Raw genomic sequence first — 20,705 nt, forward strand, 5'->3', positions numbered from 1 at the left:
TGAAATGGAAAACATGACACACACTTGTGAGCGTACTATACCTACTGCCCATCAGAGCGGGTTACAGTTAATTTATTCTAAACTGGCGGCTTGGAGAAGGAACTATAAGACACGTCGTCACTTGAGAGAGTTACCAAAGCACCTTTGGGACGATATTGGATTAGGTGAAAGGGAGATTAGTTGTGAAGTGAGTAAGCCATTCTGGAGAGAGTAGTCTATGAGTTTGATTCAAGCTCAAAGTTAAGTTGCACTCCCCAATGGTGTTGAGGAGTGCAAGCAAAATTACAAGTCTTCTTCCCACACGACCAATTCATCTTTTGGCCAATTGTGGCCTATCTCATGATACTTTTGTTCGAGCACATGACGTTTAATTTTAAGCGTTGGCGTCAGTACGCCATTTTCTATACTCCAAGGTTCTTTAATCATTAACACACCTTTGATTTGCTCATGAGAGGCGAGTTCTTGATTCATCCTGGCAATAACTTTACGTGTGGTACGTGCGTATCGCTCTCGATCAAAGTTAGGGAAGTCATGTGGCACAACCAAAAGAATCGGAGCGGGTAGCCCTAAACCGATGAGACACATCATCTCTACGCGACTGTACTCGAAAAGCTTTTTCTCGATAGGAACCGGAGAGACAAATTTACCTTTGGCGGTTTTGAAGTTATCTTTTTTACGGCCTTGAATCGTTAGATAACCATCTGAGTCGATAGCGCCGATATCGCCTGTGTGTAGCCAGCCCTCTGAATCAAAAGACTCTTGGGTGGCAATGTCATTTTTGTAGTAGCCAGAAAATAGCCCTTTGCCACGCACCATGATTTCATCATCAGCTGCGATTTTTAACTCAATGCCTGGCCCTGCATTACCGACACTACCGATTTTGTCAGCTCTAAATGGGTAGTTGAGCGTGCTGTAGGCAAATGATTCCGTCATCCCCCAAGCCTCTGTGATATCAAGGCCCACTGAGTGGTACCATTCCAACAGCGCTGGCGATACAGGTGCGGAGCCACAGCCTAATACTCGAGCCTGATCTAAACCTAGACCATCTGCTAGCTTTTTCTTGATCAAAGAATTGACGAATGGGATTTTCAACAGAATATTGAGCTTCTTCTGTGGAAGTTTGTCTTGAATACGTTGCTGGAATAGCGTCCATAATCGTGGGACGGAGATAAACAGAGTTGGTCGGTGCATCTTCACATCTTCGATAAAAGTGTCCAGTGATTCTGGAAATGCTGTTGGCACGCCACCCATAATCGATGAACCGAAGATATAAACACGCTCTGTAATATGAGCGAGCGGTAAATAAGAGAACAATCGGTCGTTTTCTTGGATACCAATATGATTGATAAGTTGCTGAACAGACCAACTGAATGCGCCGTAAGTTAGCATCGCGCCTTTCGGTAACCCTGATGTGCCTGAGGTATACACCAACGACATTAGCTTGTCATCGTAATGCTGCGGACGCTCTTCACTTGGCACTGCATCAGCAATGAGCGCTTGGTATTCGTGCTTACACTTAGGTGCCGTGTCATAAGGTAGAGCGATGCTAATGAGTTCAGGCATAGCATCAATGACTTGCTGAGTTGCTTTGGGATCATCGAGTTTTCCGCCAATGATCGCTTTACTTTCACTATGAGTCACACAGTATTCGATGGTGTCTGCACCGGCGGTAGGAAAGATTGGCACACTGACATAGTCACCAAGCATCATAGCAAGATCGCAAATAAACCATTCTGCACAGTTTTTAGATACTAACGCGACTTTGTCGCCAGGCTTTACACCAAGCGAGCGTAGTGCGCTGACAAGTTTTAAGGCTTGATCTGCAACATCAGAGAATGTGTACTCAACAAACTGTCGGTTAATAATTTGTTTTAGGTAGACCTCATTTGGACGCTCTTGAGCCCATTTGAGGATCATTTCATTTGGTGGTGGGAGAGCGCAACCAGCAGCGCTATTTAGATTCGGCTGATTCATTTTAAGTGACTCCATGTCTTCTCATTGTATTTATAATTGTTAACGCATTGTTAACTTTAGCATGTTAAATCGCGACACGGGAATGCATTTTGATGAAATATGTGGGGAAGATAGCGTTAGTTGTTCTGACAGTTGCTACAAATAAAGCCTAAAACTGCTGTCGATAATTTGCTGGAGACAGACCTGTTTTTTTCTTAAAAATTCGAGAAAAGTAAGAAACGTCTCGATACCCGCACTGATAAGCAATGTAAGCAATTTTCATCGATTCATTTTCAATTAGCATTTTCTTAGCTAATGAAATGCGTTTCGCCGTGACATAATCACGAAAGCACATACCCACTTTACGGTGGAAAACTTTGGAAAAGTAGTTCGGCGAGTAATGACAAAGAGCGGCTGCTTCCTCTTCTCTTAGGTCCTTATGAACGTTATTGGCGATGTAATGGACTACGTCTGAAAAGTTTGACTTGCCGCTTCGAGAGAAAAGTTTATCTACCGAGATTTGTTCTTCGTCTACTTTACTATGCAAAAAGTATTTCAATTTTATTTGTGAAAGCCAGATAGGAAGAGTGAGCTCGTTCAACTTATAATATTCCGCACAAATATGCTTGGGCGGCAAGTGAGGAGCCGTATCTTTTGGAGATACGACGATTAGTTTTTTGTCGAGGTTTTTACAGAGCGTTATAACACCTTTCAAGTGCTCTTGATGATCACAGGTTATGTAGTAAAAGAAATAGCTATGTTCTTTATCACTGAGGACTGAGATATCTTTACTGCAGTCCATAATGTCAAAGCACCCATCAAACTCACAACGAAATTGTTCCGGCAGCGAGCAAAGGGTCTCTCCTATCCAGTAAGCTTTGGTCTGTTTATCCATATGAATCCTGCTCAGTACGTACTACACCAATGTTAGTATGCATTGAGGTCAGTCGAGCCTCATTCCTTGAGCTTCAGACCTCACCCTTTCGTTTATTAAGCTTAGGCTTATATAGTCATACTGCAAGTGTGAAATGTGTCACATAGCTTACAGTGATGTGTCTTATTTATGATACATTTCGTCTCTGAAGCGCAGACAGGCAAGAAAGTACTAACCTTTGGCAAAAAAGTCCTAACCCCCCTAATTCTTGATGACTAATGTTTAAGCATGATTCGGGTGTATATGATACCTGCGTCATGGACAAGCGAGATTTGGTTAAATAAAGGGGATAATCTTATGGATAACTTTCGTAATCTAATCAAGGACTTCATGGAAGACGAAGAGGGGCTAACACTTTTGGAGTATATCCTAGGTGCGGCACTAATTGTTACTGCATTCTTGACTTCAGGCTTCTGGACAACCTTGTCTAACAAGTTCACTTCAGTAGCTGGTCGTATTAGCTCTTCGTAATGGTTAGCGAGTTAATTATTTGGTCATTACTTATTGCGATTGGAGTTTCAGACGCACAGAAACACAGAATACCGAATAAAGCGGTGCTTATGCTTTTGGTTGCAGTAACTGCAAACGTAATTTACAACCCAGCCACAACTGGTTTGGATCATTTATATGGTGGGTTGGTTGCGTTTGCGGTGTGTTTCGCGCTGTATCTTTTCAAAGTAATGGCTGGAGGAGACGTTAAGTTACTCGCCGTCATAGGGGCATGGTTGGGATTGAGTAACCTTGGGGAAGCGTCTACCGGGATAATACTCGCTGGAGGCATTGTCGGCATTTTTTATCTAATGCTACATGTGTCATCGACTAGTGTTGCTCTATCACATCAGATTAAAGGGTATTGCTTAGAAAAAGTAACACCAGGTTTTAGGTCCAGTAAGCCGTTGGTCATTCCATTCGCGCCGATAATCGTAATTGGATTAGCTTATTTTTCCTATACCCACTAAATAAAAATAATAAATGGCATGCAGCATCAGTTGGCTAAGCAACTTCAAGGAGGGGAAGTGTGATGGGCTCTGTGTATTGGGAAAAACTCGTGCCACAAATAAATCCACCAAAAGTACCTTCATCGGTAGAAGGTCTTGGCATACCTGCTTCAGTCGTTGAAAACTTAGTGTTGAAACACCTGTCAGCTTATCCGAAATGTGATTTGATCGAGTTAACACAGCGGTTATGTGTGGTTTCAAATATTGTTGAACTTGCTTTGGCGCAGTTGAGGAAACGAAGCTGGGTTGAGGTATATCAGCCTACATCTGAGAAGCTAAACCATTCGTACTCGAACATTCGTTATAGTCTAACGGAGTTAGGACTTGCGGAAGCAGACATTGCATATAGAAAAGATCCGTATATCGGTCCTGTTCCAGTTTCTTTGGAAGAGTATTGGACCGTTGTTGAAGGACAAGATCTACGCAAAAACCCTGTTACCCGTATCGATGTAGAGCGTGCATTATCTGATGTTTTTGGCTCGGATCACTTAGTTCCTGTTCTCGGACCTGCTATCAACTCTGGACGAGCTTTGTTGCTTTACGGCCACGCGGGTACTGGTAAAAGTTATGTCGCATCAAGAGTGCTCAATGCAATGAACACTTCGGTGTTTATTCCTTACGCCGTATATGCCGATGGCAACATCATCAAAGTGTTCTCAGAGCATCATCACCGTCGTTTAGACAACTCCCATTCTCAGGTTTTCGTTAAGTTGGAAACCCATTACGACAAACGCTGGGTTCTTTGTGAAAGACCAAACATTCAAGTGGGTGGTGAGCTGACATTGGAGATGCTTGAGGTAAACCACAGCGAGCATAATCGTGTATGGATTGCGCCACTTCAAATGATGGCTAACAACGGAATCTTAGTGATTGATGATCTCGGTCGTCAGTCAATGCCTGTTGATGCCTTGCTAAATAGATGGATCGTTCCGATGGAATACTTATTTGACCATCTGGCGCTGCCAAATGGTCAACAAGTAACGGTGCCATTTATGCTTACTTTGGCATTCTCATCCAATTTTGCACCAAGCAAAATTGCTGACCCTGCTTTTTTACGCCGTCTGGGGTACAAAATTGAGTTTAAGCCACTTGGTGATGATGACTATAAAGCGCTTTGGTTATCGCTGTCCAAAGACTTGCAACTCGCGTTGTCGCCTGAATTCTTTGACACATTAAATCAATTGCACCGTGAAAATAAAATGCCTAATTATCCATGCTTACCTAAAGATCTTTTGGGCATTAGCAGAGACGTTCTCGTTTTTGAAGGAAAACGAAAAGTCGTCTCATCAGACATTTTAACTCGTGCCTGGGGACTGTATTTCACAGTGGATGAATAGGGAGATCTAAATTATGAGTCGGACTCAAGTCATCATGCTATTGCTACTCTCCATTGTTTTCGGCCTTGCTGCCGTGTTGATAGCTAAACAATGGATGGATGGCAGAAACCAACCAACAGTCGAGTTAGAAGAGGTCGAAAGGCATCCCGTTTTAGTTGCCGCCATGGAGCTAGAACCAGGAACTATTCTCTCTGAGAAACATTTGTCTACTAAGCTCATGGAAGTGGACTGGATAGATGATGAAACATTGAAAGTAAAAGAACAGGCATTGGGAAGAATCGTTGCCAATACTATTTACGCGGGTGAACTTGTTAACCCTCATCGCCTTGCCTTACCTGGTGAAGGCGCAACACTTGCTGCATTAATTCCAGAAAACAAGCGAGCAATCACTATTCGCGTAAATGACGTTATCGGTGTGGCAGGTTTTTTGTTACCAGGCAACAAGGTCGATGTCCTGAATACAGTGAGTTATGGACAAGGTAAAAACGCCACAACAAAAACAGTGCTTAAAAATATCAATGTTCTTGCGGTGGACCAAACAGCTAAAACGAACGATAACAAACCCGTGATTGTACGCGCTGTGACTTTAGAAGTAACACCGAAAGAGGCAGAAAAGCTCTTATCGGCGAACAGCAAAGGCGATATACAGCTTGCTCTGCGCAACCCTCATGAAGTGGATAAACCTGTTGTAGCAAGAAAATACACGCCACGACCTAGTGTGACCATTATTAAGGGATCTCAGGCATCCAGTGTCCGAGTCAGCAATTAGGTGAATTATGAAAACAATAATATTACTTGTTAGCCAGTTACTTTTCGTCAGCTTGTCTGTTAACGCAGCTACGGCGCAGTCAGGAAAAGTCGTAACCGTTGCACATCACCAATCAACTCAATTGATGATATCAGGCCAAGCAAAGAAAGTGACGTTAGGGGATCCAGAAGTCTTGGATATTTTAGTGCTCAGATCGAACGAGCTGTTTCTTATTGGTAAGAAGTTAGGTACCACGAATGTGTCGGTGTGGGATCGCCGAGGCCGGTTAATTGAGCAGTTTAACGTGGAAGTCACGCATGATCTAAATACGCTTAAGTCGAAGCTTTATCAGTTCTTGCCGGATGAAAATATCGAAGTGCACAGTGCGCAAGAAAAAGTGGTACTTAGAGGCTTGGTCAGCAGTCAGCAAAACATGGACACTGCGGTCAAAATTGCTGAAACCTTTGCTTTGGGTGAAGCGGCAGATGAAGAAGATGATAGCTCTAAAGATGATGAAAGTATGGTCATCAATCTACTTTCTATTGGTGGTGCTCAACAGGTAACGCTAGAAGTTACCGTTGCCGAAGTACAGCGCACACTTGTAAGACGCTTCGACTCAAACTTCCACTTTTTCCAAAGAAGTGGGGACTTTACTTGGGGTGGTACGACTGCTGGTGGCGGTATTGATGGCATTGGACCGATTTTGAACGTCCCAACAGTCGAAGATTTCGGTTTTCTCGGATCGTTTATTGACAGTAATACCTTGTTTACCTTTGCGCTTGATGTGGCGAAGCAAAATGGCGTAGCGAAAGTGCTGGCAGAGCCTAGCCTTACCGCATTAAGTGGTACGCAAGCCGAGTTTGTCGCTGGTGGTGAATTCCCAATTCCAGTACCAAATGAAGATGGTATTACCATCGACTACAAAGAGTACGGTGTTCAACTCGACTTTGTTCCGTTTATTTTGAGCGATAAGAGAATCAATCTCAAACTGAACGTCAATGTGAGTGAAATTTCCAATTCTGGTGTGTTGACGTTTAATCCAAACGAAGTGAATGCCACTTTCTTTATTCCACCAATCACAAAACGAAGTGCTGGTACAACGATTGAGCTAGCAGATGGTCAAACCATTGGTATTGCGGGGCTATTGAGTGAAAACGCGCGTAACGTTGCGAATGGTATACCTGGTGCGAGTGATCTACCTGTGTTAGGCCGCTTGTTTAAGAGTGAAGAATTTACCTCTGGGGAAACAGAACTAGTCATTCTGGTTACTCCTCGATTAGCAACCCCAATTGATCGACGTCGAATCACGCTACCAACAGATGGTTTTGTTGCTCCAAACGATGTGGAGTTCTATTTGCTTGGTAAAGGTGCTGAGTTGGATTTCGATAGGTACCAGCTAAACGACATCAGTGAAGAAGATACTAACAACAATTTTATTCAATACGGTTCGTCAGAAGGTGGCTCTGAGGGCAAGTTTGGGCACAGTCTATAAGTGGGAGAGCAAGATGAAAAGCATAATGATAATGACCATTTGTTTCACATCATTCGGCTTGTTTGGCTGTGCGAATGACCCCGAGCTTGGTATCTCGGTTAGCCAGCTGCGCGCTGAACAAACTCTGAATCCAGAAGCCTGGTATGAGAATTTGGGCTACTTACCGGAAGGTAGTGGTGAGCGCACACAAGTTAGCTTAGAGGTATATAACAACAATGGGGTAGCCAAAGATGATTAAGTGATACGTTCACTTAGGAGGGGCTATGCGAAGGAATATGCATATAGCGCCAAGGAGAGCTCAGAAAGGGATTACCTTGGTATTAATTAGTTTAGTTTTATTATTTTTACTTGGTGTTGCAGCCTTTGGTATTGATTTGAATCACCAAGTACTCAATAAAACAAGACTACAAAACGCGGTCGACTCCGCTGCATTAGCGGCTGCGGTTGTCGTCGATGAAAGGACCGACGCGGCAGATTTGGCTGAGCGGCTTAGTTTAGCGACGCAAGCGGCGAATGATGCTCTGACTCATTCTGCTGCGTCTGATGGTAACCAAGAATTAGTTTACACGGGGGAAAACATAGATGTAACTTTCTCAAATTCGAACGCTAAAGGCTCATTTGTTGAAGCTGGAGAGTTCTCTTTGGGCAGTGACAGCGACATCTATGTTCGTGTTGCCGTTAGTAATGTTCTTTTGACACAGTATTTAAGTGGCATGTTTGGGCTCGACAAAGGGGTGTCAGCAAGTGCTGTTGCAGGACCAAGTGCGCCAAGCATTACTACATGTAACGTGTCGCCTATTGCTATGTGTGGCGATGTAGGCTCAGCTGATCTGGCGTGGGGATACATTCCTTCTTCAAACCCAAACTACAATGGTGCACAAGATCGAGATGCTGACACTATTCATGTATTGAAACCATCAGGGCACACGGATGGTGGCATTGGTTCGGGTAACTATCACCTTTTAGACTTTGGTTCCGGTAAAAATACAGTAAGAGAAATGCTGGCAGGGGATACTGAGGAGTGCATAACAGTCGGTGATTTAGTCACAACAGAGACTGGTAAAGGTACGGGACCAGTAGCGCAAGGTCTAAATACGAGATTTGATGGGGGTAAGCCAGATGAAGGCATTACTTCAGATAAGTACATCGAAGAGTCCAACGTAACATACGACAATTACCAACAACAATATCAGGATGCGGAAGATCCGGCCGTTGATAACGATGCGTTTTATTATGCCGATTATGTCGAAGGGTTAGCCGCTTGTACGGGGGGGCCTGGCGCGTGCAAGTCGCAATATTACCGAGCGGATGGGAAAACCGATCGAAGGGTATTACGAGTGCCGATCGTTCGTTGTGATGAAGCTCCAAAAAAAGGCGGCAAGATGGATTTAGAAGTACTGGGCCTAGGATGCTTTTTTGTTACTCAGGAAGTGCAAAACAAGGGGAATGAATCGGAAATATTCGGTCAGTTTCTAGAGGATTGTACGGTAAAAAATGCGTCGTCTGGGGTAGATCCGGATGAAGATGGAGTTGGGCCATACAAAATCGTTCTATACAAAGACCCGTCAAGTGGAGGGTCTTAATATGATGTACTCCAATAGAAAGCATCAGATGAAAAAGATGGCTAACCAGAAAGGACTGGCAATTATAGAGTTTATTCTTGCATTGCCAGTGCTACTGATGCTGACCGTATTAGTTATCGACGTGAGCCGAGCTTTTATTCAATACACAGAGGTCAACAAAGCGTTGCAAAATGGCGCACGGTATGCCGTGGTTGATACTTATGGCACGTTAGATTTTGAAGGCATAGCTGAAGAATCTGATATTAAAAATGTGGTGATCTATGGCACGCCGAGTGGCGTTGGTACGCCGGTAATCGACTATATTGAAGCTGCTGACATTATTGTGACTCAACCAACGGACACCAATAAGGTTGTCACCATATCGGCTACTTATAATTATGAGCCTATTTTCTCAACCTTACCTTTTACCGGAACCTCTTTGGCTTTCAGTATTGGCTCTTCTGCGTCAATGAGGACTAGCCCATGAAACAATGGATAAGGAAACAGAAAGGACTGACCCAAGTTGAGTTTTCGTTAATTGCACTTGCGGTAATGTTAGTACTGTTCATGATTATTGAGTTTGCAATCTACTTTTATTCAGTGCAAATGGTCAACGAAATTACCAGGCGAGCGGCACGACTTGCCACGGTTTGTTTTATTTCTGAACGTGATGAAATACCTAATCATCAAGCTTTGGAGAGTCTATATCCTTCAGGTTTTACCGCTAATAATTTACAAATCGAATATTTAGACGATACAGGTGCAACTGTTGATGTGTCGGATTTTTTGAGTACTCCACCTGCAGCATCTACAGTGTTAGATGCTCAGTTTTCAAAAATAAAATATGTTCAAGCAAGAGCAGTTGATTATGAATTTAAGTTTTTTGTGTTAGCTGCGCTTATTAGTGCAGTAGGAAAAACACCTGCTTTTGAAACTGTATTGCCGGCAGAAAGCTTAGGTGTATTAAAGCCTGAAGCTGATAACCCAGCTGTTTATTCGGATTGTTCCGCGGAGTAGCTTTATGTTGAAACCAGTCAAAATGGATAATGAAACACATAAAAGTTTAAAAACTAACTTGATTATTTGGATAGTTTATTCTACATCAAATTTTAAAATTCACATTGCTGATGAACTATCAAGGTGTGTAAATCTAAATATTGATTGGATAGAGCTAGATACCTTTAACTTGGACTTTGTGAAAAATAAGCAAGTTCCTGATCTCATTTATATTGAAACCGGTGAAAGCTGGGCTCAGAAAGTGGCTCATGTTTATTCTAGTGACAGCAGTTTACAGCATAATCATACCGCTTTGATTGTATTTGGCGATGAGAACGATACTGCATCCCTTAAAATGGCATTAAGGCTTGGGGCAACAGATTATCTGTCTCGTTCGGTTGATTTTGGCGAGCTATATCCTTTATTAAAATCTACCGCGGATGAAAAGATTGCCAATAAGAAAATGGGCGATCTAACATTGTTTATTAATACAAAAGGCGGCTCTGGAGCAACCACTTTGGCTATTAATACAGCAATAGAATTATCAAGCTATGCTAAGAGTAAAGTGTTGCTCGTTGACTTGGATATGCAGTTTAGTGATGCCGCTGATTATTTAAACTGTAAGCCTAAATACAATATTAATGATGTGATTGATTCTGTTAATGATTTAGATGAATTATCACTAGAAGGACTAGTCTACCAGCATCCTTCAGGTTTGAATTATTTGTGTTTTAACCAAAATGATCCAAAAGGTAATTACAAGCATGCGGTTCAAGTTAGTAAATTATTACCTATTTTGAGGCAGTTTTACTCACATATTATTGTGGATTTATCTCATGGCGTTGAGCACGTTTATCAACAAATTGTTTCTCCGGCAACACATGTTTTTTTGATTCTGCAACAGAATGTTACATCGGTGAAGCATGCTGTTAGTTATATACGTTCTTTAGAATTAGACTATGGTTTAAGTAGTCATCAGGTTGAACTAATTGTTAATCGTTTTGAAAAGAAATCGACAATATCGTTGAAAGACATTGAAAATGCGGTTAGTGGACATGCAATACACTTAGTACCTAATAACTTTGCTATTGCTATCGAGAGCGCTAATTTGGGCAACCCAATTGTTCAATCTAAGAAAAATAGTGCGCTGAAAGCGTCTTTGGCTGAAATATCGCACTTATTAGAAAGTCCGACCAAAGAGAATCAAAGTTGGATAAAAAAACTATTTTCTTAGTAAGGGGGAGTTATGTTTTTCAAACGGAAAGGCGTCGGGAGTTCTTTCAATTCCGTAGATGAAACAAAAGAATCCAAAGTTGTGAATGTCGAGTTGGCAAAATCTGATGAAGACACGTCAGATGAGCAAAAGTCTTTGTCGCCGGTAGAAGCCAAGATGAAAGCGATCGAGGAGCAGAAAAAGCAATTAGAACAAGATCTCTCGATAAAACACTACTACCACAAGAAACTACTGGATACCTTGGATCTCGGGCTTCTATCGCACTTGCAAGAAGATCGCGCGAAAGAGGAGTTGCGCGAAGCGGTTGTTCAGCTCATCGCGGAAGATCAAACACACCCATTGAGTTCAGAAGCGCGAAACCGCGTAATACATCAAATTGAAGATGAAGTGTTCGGCCTAGGGCCTCTTGAGCCACTTCTTGAAGATCAAACAATCTCAGATATCTTAGTAAATGGCCCGAAAAATATTTTCGTCGAACGTTTTGGTAAGTTGGAGAAAACACCGCACACCTTTTTAGACGAACGCCATTTGCGCAACATTATCGACCGTATTGTAAGCCAAGTGGGTCGAAGGATCGATGAGGCTTCACCCATGGTGGATGCTCGACTCAAAGATGGCTCACGTTTTAATGCGATTATACCTCCTCTTGCTATTGATGGGCCTTCAGTTTCTATTCGACGTTTTGCGGTTGAACGTTTGAATATGGATAACCTATTAGAACTTGGATCGTTGTCTCCTGAAATGGCGAAGTTTCTTAATGCGGCGGTTGTGGGGGAAATGAATATCCTGATTTCTGGAGGTACAGGTTCTGGTAAAACAACCACGCTAAATATTTTGTCGAGCTTTATTCCTAGCGACCAACGCATTGTAACCATTGAGGACTCAGCAGAGTTACAACTCCAACAGCCACATATTATCCGTTTGGAAACACGTCCTTCCAATATCGAGGGTAAGGGTGAAATTTCTCAGCGTGATTTAGTAAAAAACTCACTACGTATGCGTCCCGATCGGATAGTTGTTGGTGAGGTTCGTGGCTCAGAAGCGGTGGATATGCTATCCGCAATGAACACGGGTCATGATGGGTCTTTGGCTACTATCCACGCGAATACACCAAGAGATGCGTTGAGCCGGATTGAGAATATGTTCTCGATGGCAGGGTGGAATGTGTCGACAAAAAACTTGAGAGCGCAGATCGCGTCTGCCATCAATATTGTTGTGCAAATGGATCGCCAGGAAGACGGTAAACGTCGCATGGTTAGCGTACAAGAAATCAATGGCATGGAAGGTGACGTTATTACCATGTCGGAGATCTTCACCTTCCAGAGAAGAGGGGTCGATCAAGAAGGTAATGTGTTAGGTGATTACATGGCTACAGGGATTGTACCAAGCTGCCATGACCAATTAGTAAAACGAGGCTTAGACGTACCATTTGAAATATTCAATGAAAAAGCCCGTTAGGAGATTGCTATGGATAGTCAATTCCCCCTTTTTCTTGTACTGCTGTTTTTGTCCGTATTCTTTATTAGCCAAGCGTTAATTCTGCCTTCTGCGGGTAAAAAGGTTAAGCATAAGCAATTAATCAAGCGGATACACGAAAGCCATAAACATATTGATCAAGAGAGTATTTCTTTATTAAGGGAAAACTCGCTCAAGAATCTCTCGCCATTAGAGCGATGGCTTGTGAGGTTTAGTCTGTTCGATAACTTTAAGAAGAAGTTGGAACTGGCTGGGATACACATGGGGTTCAGTCGGTTTATTTTCCTCACATTCCTCGGAGGGACTGCGGTTGGTCTATTTCTGTTCTTGTTCGGGCAAGTTTGGTACCTCTGTGCTGGTGTTGCGTTTGCTTGCTGGGTGTCTGTTTACTTCTACATACAGAAAAGGATTGCTGATCGTTTAATGAAATTTGAAGAGCAACTGCCAGAGGCTCTCGATATCATCAAGCGAGTTTTGCAGGCAGGGCAGCCAATTACACAGGGTTTTGGAGAAGTAGGCAGAGAGGTTAGTGCACCGCTTGGTCCTGAGTTCATGAATACCTTTAACTTACTCAACTATGGTTATGACCTCCGCTTGGCGATTATGCAAATGTCGGAGAGAACTCCTACCGTATCGATGCTTGCTTTCTCCAGTGCTGTGTTACTGCAAAAGGAAACGGGTGGTAACTTAGTCGAAAACATTGAGAAGCTCTCCCATATCCTACGTGCTCGTTTCAAACTTGCTCGAAAAATAAAAACCATTTCGGCGGAATCTCGAATGTCGGCATGGGTATTAGTATTAGCGCCTTTTGGTTTATACGTCATCATTTCCCTTGTTCGACCTGAGTATATTGAGTTACTCCACACGCATCCAATGGGGATCAAAATGGTCATTGGTGGGATGGTAGCGTTGTTTATCGGTACGCTTTGGATTCGTAAAATCGTCAATATTGAGGTGTAGCCATGGAAAGTATTCAAGGATGGTTAAACGATTTTGCTGTCGGCCAAGAAACACTGCTTATGGGGTTGATCCTCATCACTACAGTGTTGGTTGTGATGACGTTAGGCTCGATAATTATCGGGGTTAACTCGCCAATTAAACGAAAGTTAGCCGAATTGTCTGGTGATAAGAAAGAAGTCTCTCATCACAACAAAAAAATGTCAGACACCTTGGAGTCGTTAGCGCCTTTAACTTCCCCAACCAGTGAAAAAGAGCGCCAAACGACACGCAATAAGCTGATGCATGCTGGGTTTCATGAAAGCAATGCATTATCGATGTTTTATGCCATTAAATCGGTCACGACGATCTTAGGTGTGATGGTGGCGGCACTGGTGTATTTCTCGGTTCCGGAATCTAAATACCTGTACACGTATATGGCGTTATCCGTATTTATTGGGCTTTTATTTCCTGATTTTATTTTGCGTCGAATGGTGAACAAGCGTCAGCAAGCGATTCGTGCAGGTGTGCCCGACATGCTTGATTTGCTGGTGGTTTGTACCGAATCAGGGCTTGGCTTTAATGCAGCGTTGCGTCGGGTTGCTGATGAACTGGTTATCTCTCACCCAGAGCTTGCCGATGAAATCGATACGGTGTGCAACAAAATTAAAGCGGGTAAACCAATGCCAGAAGCGCTGAGGGAGCTAGTATTAAGAACAGGGTTAGAAGAATTAATGGGGCTGGTAAGTATGCTTAGCCATGCCTCTCGAATAGGGGGGAGTTTAGTCAACTCCTTGCGTGAATATACCGAAGACTACAGGGATAAGCGTCAACAAGCAGCAGAAGAAATTGCTGCAAAAATCCCAGTCAAAATGATGTTTCCAATGGTGCTATTTATTTGGCCTTGCTTTTTTATAGTGGCTATCGGACCTGCGTTAATTTCATTGGCTGAGGCATTTTCTAATTAAAAAGCAAAATAGGGATCGTTATGTGGATTAAGAAATACGTCATCATCTCGTTGTTGGTGCTTACCGCATGTTCAACAACTGAACAGTCATCAGATTTCGATTCAACGCTGTACTCAGGTAAGCCCGTTGAGTCTCTCACTAATGATGAACCTCCCAAAACAGAGGAAGAGGCAATCTCACGAGGGGATATTGCATTAAGCAACAAAAATGTCGACTTAGCCTTGTATGAATATATTCGCTCGCTCTCTTTCCCGAATGCGGTCCATAAAGATAAAACCTTGTACACCGTGGGGCGCATCCATTTAGCTAGGGAGAATTCAGAACTCGCCGATAAATCATTTCGAGCATCTTTGGCTGAGAACCCCGATCATATTGGCTCCCTGACTGAGCTTGGTACTTTATACACGAAGCGTGGAGAAAAGGACGTCGGGAAAAGCTACTACATACGCGCTTTGAATGCTGACCAAATTCGCATGGATGGCGATCCTACCATCACTAAAGACAACATTACTGCAGAGAGCGTTGCAACATATCGCTATGATGATAAATCACCTGTCTCTGCTTACTCCGGTCTAGGTGTGCTTTACGACATTCGTGGCGACCACGATATTGCGCAGGCGTTAATTCGAAAAGCGTTGGATATTGACTCAAGAAACGTAAACGCTTTGGTCAGCCTTGGCTACTCCTACTACATGGAAAAAGCTTACTCAAAAGCGGCGCACTTTACTCAAGCCGCACTAAGTATCAAGCCAGGAGATGAGAGAGGAATCAATAATTTAGGTCTCATTGCTTTAGCTAAAGATCAGCCACGACAAGCTCTGAGTATTTTTAGTCGACACATGACAGAGCCGGAAGCACTCAATAATGTTGGTTACTTCTTGATCCTTCAAGGCAAACCAGGCGAGGCGATTCCTTATCTACAACAGGCTATTGATAAGAACCCTGCCTACTATGAACTGGCAAATAAAAACCTAGAACGAGCATTGGCAATGGTGAGAGAGCGAGGGGATACCTCTACCGCGCTTCTCCAATAAATTTGAAGACCCTTTTAAAAGAAAGCCACTCTGCAAGATAGAGTGGCTTTTTCATTTACCGGGAGTAGTCCGTTGCAAAGGTGTTTGTTCAATTAGCCGTTCATTCTCTTCTTTCAGGGTAAGAAGCATAGCGCCGTAAAGCCCAACCAACTATCTTCCATAACATCACCGTCAAGAGTGTTGCGAGGTAGCCATCAATCGCATAATGCCAAGCTAAATGTACCGAACCGATTTGAATGATGACTGCGAAAGCGTAGGCAAAGTAGCCGATGGTTTTGTTGAGTCTATAAATTGATAGCGCCATCAAAACCGCAATGGAAACGTGCAAACTAGGCATTGCCGAAATGCCAGAGCCAATACCATTGGCATTCGCGATGTACTCATCCCAAAGATATTGCTGTGTAGGCAATGCCCACAATTGCCCAGCGTCCACATTGGTAAGATATTGGCTTTGGGCTTCGAGCGTTTTCATCAGAGGAACAAACTGTTCATCTCCAGTGATAAGCTCCACATAGCAAGGGCCTGCTGAAGAAAGCAGCGTGGCGAAGAAGACACCAAGAATCATCCAAGACAATGCGAACGTGAGTAAAAACTGTTGCCTTACCAACGGGTATTTTTTGTAGATAAGGAAAAAGATGAGTATACCCCACATACAAAAAAACCATGCGTTGTAGGCTACATTTAGCCCTAATGAGGCCCAAGCATTGGAGAATAATGCATGGGTCAACTCCCACGGAGCAACGCCGAAGTGTAGCAACGAATCAATATTCGCAAAGGTCAGATCCCACTTGAACGGATTGATGATTGGAATCAGCGATTTCAAAAACGTGTGGTTAGAGAAAATCAGGTTGAGTGCCATCATCGAAACAAACACTGATACAGGTCGGTACAGCGGAAAAATAAGATGCTTCAGTTTTCGTATGAAGCGCTTTGCTGGCTGTTTTTCTTTGCGCAGTATGAGATAGAAATAATAGTAGATACACCAGCTTAAACCTGTGACATACAAAGCTTGCATGAGCGTTTCAAGGTAAGTGGTAAAAGAGTAATCGATAGGGAAATCGAGATACAAAGAACAAAGGTAAATAATGGTCGTAGAGATAAAGCAATAGGTGTAGAAAATCTTATCGTTCAATAACTCATTCTTCACTGATGTGAGTAAAGCCGATGCTTTTTGCTGCCAGCTCAGGTTGAGCTCGTAATTGTTGTCTTGTTCCATCGATGATCCGTCATCTCTATCCTTCCAATATCATTAAGCTTAGTTGAGAAAACGGGCACTCGTATTTGAGTGCCCGTGGTTTATCTGGATTCAATAGTTGGCGTATCAGCAGACTAAATCATGCCCGTGACAAGGCCTGCAGCCACAAAAAACACGATCATCCACAGAACCGATAGGTTGAGCTTTTTGTGTAGATAGAAACCCGCAACCACTAACGCCATGTCGATGGGAGCAACAACTGCGCTGCTAAATACTGGCTGGTAAAGTGCCGCAAGTAGTAACCCTACTACCGAGGCATTTACACCGTTGATGGCGCCGGAGACCAGCGGTTTGCCTGCCAGTGCTTGCCAGTTTTTAAGAACGCCAAGCAGTAAAAGAAACCCTGGGAGGAATACGCCAAGCGTCGCGATCAGAGCGCCTAAAATTGGCGTAGACGAAAGCTCATAACCGATAAAAGTCGCAAAGGTGAACATTGGCCCCGGTACAGCTTGTGCAGCGGCGTAGCCTGTTAAAAATGCATCTTGGCTGAGCTGGTCGCCAACAATGTTTTGCAGAAGCGGCAGAACCACATGACCGCCACCAAACACTAAGCTACCAGCTTGGAAAAAATCACTAAACAGCCCAAGCAAAGGTAACGTATGAGCCACTAACGGTAAGCCGAGTAAAAGCACCGCAAATAGAGCCAATGGCGCGATAGACGGTTTAAACGACTCGGTTGATGGCGCGGAGTCTTTCTTTAGATATCGCATTCCGACAAAACCTGCTGCGATCAACACGAACATTTGCGTCATGATGCTTGGTGCCACCAGCAACGCAATCGCAGTCGCAACGCACAAACCCGCGGTCAGTTTACTTTGGCAGAAGTTTTTGTACATGCCCCAAGTCGCATCCGCCACGACGACGACTGCGAGCAGTTTTAGGCCGTGAACGATGTTTTGGAACACTGCGGTGTCGGTGATTTGGCTGCTCACCATCGCCAGCGCCAACATGATGACCACTGAAGGAAGCGTGAATCCGACAAATGCTGCGCATGCGCCACCTAAACCGCCACGTTTATAACCCAATGCAAAGCCAACTTGGCTTGAGCCCGGTCCCGGCAAAAACTGACTGAGCGCGACAATTTGCGCGTACTCGCTGTCATCAAGCCATTTCAGTTTCTCAACAAATGTTTGGCGAAAATAACCAATATGAGCCGCAGGGCCGCCGAAGCTGAACCAACCCAGCCAGAAAAAAGTTTTGAATATGGTGAACATGTCGAGCCTGTTTATCTAAAAAGCATTGTTGCTAATTTATCGAATGCTCTAAAATGACTCAAATTGATGATTTTAATTTCATCTATGAATGAAATGAAATGGGATGAGGATGTTGGAGTGAAAGAGGACATTCAGTGGCGCAACATTGACTTGAACTTATTGGTGACGTTTTCCTACTTGTATCGCTATCGAAGCGTTAGCGTCGCGGCAGAGAAAAGTTACGTTAGTCAGTCGGCGATGAGTCATAGTTTGTCTCGTTTAAGGTTGTTGTTTGACGACCCGCTTTTTGAGCGAAAAGGGCACAAGATGGAGCCCACCGAGCACGCTCACCACATCGCGCCAACTGTGCATCACTTGTTGGATTCTATCGCCAAAGACTTGCTCACTAAGTCTGCCTTCCAACCTAAAAATTATGCGGGTGTATGTCGCATTGGATTAACGGATTATGCCGAGTTTATTTTTGCTCCTCGGCTTTATGACGAAATACGCCAGCGCGCACCAGAGGCCCAGATCAGTTTTATTAACGTCAATCGTAGCAACTACGTGGCATTAACTGAGCACGAAAAGATCGATGTCATTATTGGCAGCATGCCAGTGTTGGATGACAACTTTGAGAGCTTGTACTTGTACACGGAAAAACACGTGTGTATGTGTGATAAACAGGCATTGAAAGGGGAAACACAGCTGTCTCTGGAAGCGTTCGCGAACATAGAGCAAGCTCTGGTAAGTCCCGATGGGAGCTTAAAGACACAAGTAGACCAAAAGCTTGCAGAACATGGCTTGAGCCGCAAAGTCACCGTGGCGTCGCGCAACTTTCTCACTATTCGGCATCTATTGAAAAAACGCGATCTCATTGCCATCGTGCCAGAAAAAATGGCATTGGCGGAGGGCTTTTCGGACGATCTCGTTACCGTTAAGCCGCCGATCGCCGTTGCGGATTTTGATATTGCTATGCTGTGGCATTCCAGCCGAAACAATGAAGACAAAGGCATTTGGCTACGCGAGTTGGTTTCTTCGACCATCACCTCTAAATGATAAACATTTGGGGCACTCATGGTGCTTAGAGTGATTTGTTGTTGAACTTCTTACTACCCGCTGAGTTATCGGCGTTATACCGAAACAGTACTGATTGAGCAAAATGAATGTCTTTGGTTGGGGGGGATGTTCCAGATTTAATTCATAAAAGAGATTAATGGAAAAGGTATCATTGAGTTGTACCACGTAGTTTAAGCTCTGTTTGCACGTATACATGAAGAGGTCGTAAGCGTCCATCTCGGTATTTTTCCACCAGTAAGTTCACTCCCTGAGTTCCCATCAACTCAGAGTGAATACGAATTGTAGACAACGGCGGAAAGGTAAAGCGAGCAGTAGGAATATCATTCATACTAATCAACGTAATATCCTCTGGTATCTTTAAGCCAAATTCATGGATTGCACGTACTATGCCAATCGCGATGGAGTCTGAATCAATGAATACTGCTTTCGGGAAGTCACCTATGGCTAGCATCTCTTTCGCTAAGTTATAACCGGACAAACTAGAGCAGGAACAATAGTGTATATCTTGTTCTGCGACCACGCCTTTTAGATAGCCATAGTCCAAAAACACATTTTCACGAATGTCAGCTGCGTCGGGCTTGTTTTGACCGCCAATATAACCGATGCGGCGGTGGCCTCGTTGTACAAAGAAATCAACTACTTGCCTACTGATTCGAATAAGGTCGACATCAACGCAATCATAAGGGCAGGTTGGATCTGAAAAGTTTATGTAGCAGATGCTATCGGCTAGACGTTTAGGTAATTTATCTACTATCTTTTGGTCGACATTTCCGACTAAAAGGACACCTGTTATCTTTTTCGTTTCAACATCAATTTCACTGTTATAGCAATTGGTTAGCGTAATACCTAGTTTGTCGCATTGCGTTTCAATCCCATGACGAATTGATAAGTAGTAAGGGTCATTCACCTCTGTTTCTTGTTTGTAGTTATATAAGGCTAAAAAGTGATGTTTTTGCTTAACTTCTTTGATGCCTTTCTTCGAGCTACTGGTGCGGTACTCCAGTTTTTCTGCAATTTCCAAAATGCGGTATTTGGTTTCTTCTTTAACGCTCAACGTTGGGTCCTTGTTCAAAACCCGCGATACGGTTGCAAGTGAGACGCCCGCTTCAATGGCGATATCTTTTAGCTTTGCCATGTAAATTTCCCGTCGGCACTGCTCACTGCCCAAGTGTGAGCTCAATAATCTGACTATTTTAAACAGCTACTTAGAGATGCACAAACCTTTAGTAAGACAGTCCTAAACACTTTAAATCATCATATCAAGCCAACTTGTTTTCATGAAATAGACTCTATTGAGTAATAAATAAAGCCGTAAACGTAAGGATTATATTGCTGTAAAAATACTGAAAAATGCGACTGGTTTGGAAACTTGCTACTTGTGGTAACTCTAGTACTTAATAGGACTCGAGCCGTTTAGAGTTTAATCAAGCAAACGTTTTATTGTTCATGTTTATGTTTTGTGTCTCATTTTATAAACAAATCAATAGGAAAGTATTCAACTCTATTTATAAT

At 43.3% G+C, this 20,705-nt stretch carries 21 protein-coding genes; 16 read left to right on the plus strand and 5 right to left on the minus strand.

From position 1 onward, the window contains the following. Window positions 1–13: 13 nt before the first annotated feature. Window positions 14–214, plus strand: coding sequence for a DUF1127 domain-containing protein (locus tag NL626_RS13620; RefSeq protein WP_224721253.1), 201 nt, complete (start codon window positions 14–16; stop codon window positions 212–214). A 68-nt stretch (window positions 215–282) separates the two neighbouring features. Here NL626_RS13620 and NL626_RS13625 read toward each other — a convergent pair whose 3' ends face one another. Both NL626_RS13625 and NL626_RS13630 read right to left on the minus strand, forming a co-directional pair. Further along, window positions 283–1,974: an AMP-binding protein gene (locus tag NL626_RS13625; RefSeq protein WP_031779037.1), complete on the minus strand. Its 1,692-nt coding sequence runs from the start codon at window positions 1,972–1,974 to the stop codon at window positions 283–285. A 148-nt stretch (window positions 1,975–2,122) separates the two neighbouring features. Further along, the gene (locus tag NL626_RS13630; protein WP_130545037.1) at window positions 2,123–2,848 is read right to left on the minus strand and encodes an AraC family transcriptional regulator; all 726 of its coding nucleotides are present in this window, start codon (window positions 2,846–2,848) and stop codon (window positions 2,123–2,125) included. 336 nt (window positions 2,849–3,184) lie between these two features. Here NL626_RS13630 and NL626_RS13635 point away from each other — a divergent pair, with 336 nt between their 5' ends. From NL626_RS13635 to NL626_RS13700, 14 genes are all read left to right on the plus strand, one after another. After that, complete coding sequence (locus NL626_RS13635; RefSeq protein ID WP_031781043.1) at window positions 3,185–3,358, plus strand: Flp family type IVb pilin; 174 nt, start codon at window positions 3,185–3,187, stop codon at window positions 3,356–3,358. Next, entirely contained in the window at window positions 3,358–3,846 is a 489-nt protein-coding gene (locus NL626_RS13640; protein WP_031781044.1) for a prepilin peptidase, read from the plus strand. Before NL626_RS13635 ends, NL626_RS13640 begins: the two co-directional genes overlap by 1 nt. 62 nt (window positions 3,847–3,908) lie before the next feature. Beyond that, the gene (locus NL626_RS13645; protein WP_165401630.1) at window positions 3,909–5,222 is read left to right on the plus strand and encodes an AAA family ATPase; all 1,314 of its coding nucleotides are present in this window, start codon (window positions 3,909–3,911) and stop codon (window positions 5,220–5,222) included. 13 nt (window positions 5,223–5,235) lie between these two features. Continuing rightward, window positions 5,236–5,991 (plus strand): Flp pilus assembly protein CpaB, encoded by a 756-nt coding sequence (gene cpaB, locus NL626_RS13650; RefSeq protein ID WP_005386448.1) that lies wholly within the window; start codon window positions 5,236–5,238, stop codon window positions 5,989–5,991. 7 nt (window positions 5,992–5,998) lie between these two features. After that, window positions 5,999–7,462 (plus strand): type II and III secretion system protein family protein, encoded by a 1,464-nt coding sequence (locus tag NL626_RS13655; protein WP_005386449.1) that lies wholly within the window; start codon window positions 5,999–6,001, stop codon window positions 7,460–7,462. 13 nt (window positions 7,463–7,475) lie between these two features. Next, the gene (locus NL626_RS13660; RefSeq protein ID WP_031781045.1) at window positions 7,476–7,700 is read left to right on the plus strand and encodes a hypothetical protein; all 225 of its coding nucleotides are present in this window, start codon (window positions 7,476–7,478) and stop codon (window positions 7,698–7,700) included. Window positions 7,701–7,725: 25 nt separating this feature from the next. Next, window positions 7,726–9,045 carry a pilus assembly protein TadG-related protein gene (locus NL626_RS13665; protein WP_137282334.1) on the plus strand — a complete coding sequence of 440 codons (1,320 nt, stop codon included), beginning with the start codon at window positions 7,726–7,728 and terminating at the stop codon, window positions 9,043–9,045. Window position 9,046: 1 nt separating this feature from the next. Then, window positions 9,047–9,511 carry a TadE/TadG family type IV pilus assembly protein gene (locus NL626_RS13670; RefSeq protein ID WP_031781046.1) on the plus strand — a complete coding sequence of 155 codons (465 nt, stop codon included), beginning with the start codon at window positions 9,047–9,049 and terminating at the stop codon, window positions 9,509–9,511. Continuing rightward, window positions 9,508–10,041, plus strand: coding sequence for a TadE/TadG family type IV pilus assembly protein (locus NL626_RS13675; RefSeq protein WP_005386454.1), 534 nt, complete (start codon window positions 9,508–9,510; stop codon window positions 10,039–10,041). The genes NL626_RS13670 and NL626_RS13675 overlap by 4 nt, the downstream gene beginning before the upstream one ends. Before the next feature lie 4 nt (window positions 10,042–10,045). After that, on the plus strand, window positions 10,046–11,254 hold the full coding sequence (locus tag NL626_RS13680; RefSeq protein ID WP_005386455.1) for an AAA family ATPase: 1,209 nt from the start codon (window positions 10,046–10,048) through the stop codon (window positions 11,252–11,254). A 12-nt stretch (window positions 11,255–11,266) separates the two neighbouring features. Next, the gene (locus NL626_RS13685; RefSeq protein ID WP_046875025.1) at window positions 11,267–12,712 is read left to right on the plus strand and encodes a CpaF family protein; all 1,446 of its coding nucleotides are present in this window, start codon (window positions 11,267–11,269) and stop codon (window positions 12,710–12,712) included. 9 nt (window positions 12,713–12,721) lie between these two features. Next, on the plus strand, window positions 12,722–13,690 hold the full coding sequence (locus tag NL626_RS13690; protein WP_046875024.1) for a type II secretion system F family protein: 969 nt from the start codon (window positions 12,722–12,724) through the stop codon (window positions 13,688–13,690). A gap of 2 nt (window positions 13,691–13,692) precedes the next feature. After that, a complete protein-coding gene (locus tag NL626_RS13695) occupies window positions 13,693–14,634 on the plus strand; it encodes a type II secretion system F family protein (RefSeq protein ID WP_005386462.1) in 942 nt (313 codons plus the stop codon). 20 nt (window positions 14,635–14,654) lie between these two features. Then, window positions 14,655–15,668: a lipopolysaccharide assembly protein LapB gene (locus NL626_RS13700; protein WP_005386465.1), complete on the plus strand. Its 1,014-nt coding sequence runs from the start codon at window positions 14,655–14,657 to the stop codon at window positions 15,666–15,668. Between the two features lie 100 nt (window positions 15,669–15,768). Here NL626_RS13700 and NL626_RS13705 read toward each other — a convergent pair whose 3' ends face one another. Then, on the minus strand, window positions 15,769–16,884 hold the full coding sequence (locus NL626_RS13705; protein WP_253657445.1) for a phosphatase PAP2 family protein: 1,116 nt from the start codon (window positions 16,882–16,884) through the stop codon (window positions 15,769–15,771). A gap of 113 nt (window positions 16,885–16,997) precedes the next feature. Next, complete coding sequence (chrA, locus tag NL626_RS13710; protein ID WP_253657446.1) at window positions 16,998–18,137, minus strand: chromate efflux transporter; 1,140 nt, start codon at window positions 18,135–18,137, stop codon at window positions 16,998–17,000. Between the two features lie 93 nt (window positions 18,138–18,230). Between chrA and NL626_RS13715 the strand changes: the two genes are divergently transcribed. Beyond that, window positions 18,231–19,172 carry a LysR family transcriptional regulator gene (locus NL626_RS13715; protein ID WP_054574857.1) on the plus strand — a complete coding sequence of 314 codons (942 nt, stop codon included), beginning with the start codon at window positions 18,231–18,233 and terminating at the stop codon, window positions 19,170–19,172. Between the two features lie 169 nt (window positions 19,173–19,341). On the opposite strand, the gene ebgR is transcribed toward NL626_RS13715, so the two are convergent. Then, on the minus strand, window positions 19,342–20,328 hold the full coding sequence (gene ebgR / locus NL626_RS13720) for a transcriptional regulator EbgR (RefSeq protein ID WP_213886688.1): 987 nt from the start codon (window positions 20,326–20,328) through the stop codon (window positions 19,342–19,344). Window positions 20,329–20,705 lie beyond the last annotated feature (377 nt).

The organism is Vibrio sp. Y58_MX_L22, from assembly GCF_024181865.1.
GTDB lineage: Bacteria > Pseudomonadota > Gammaproteobacteria > Enterobacterales > Vibrionaceae > Vibrio > Vibrio alginolyticus.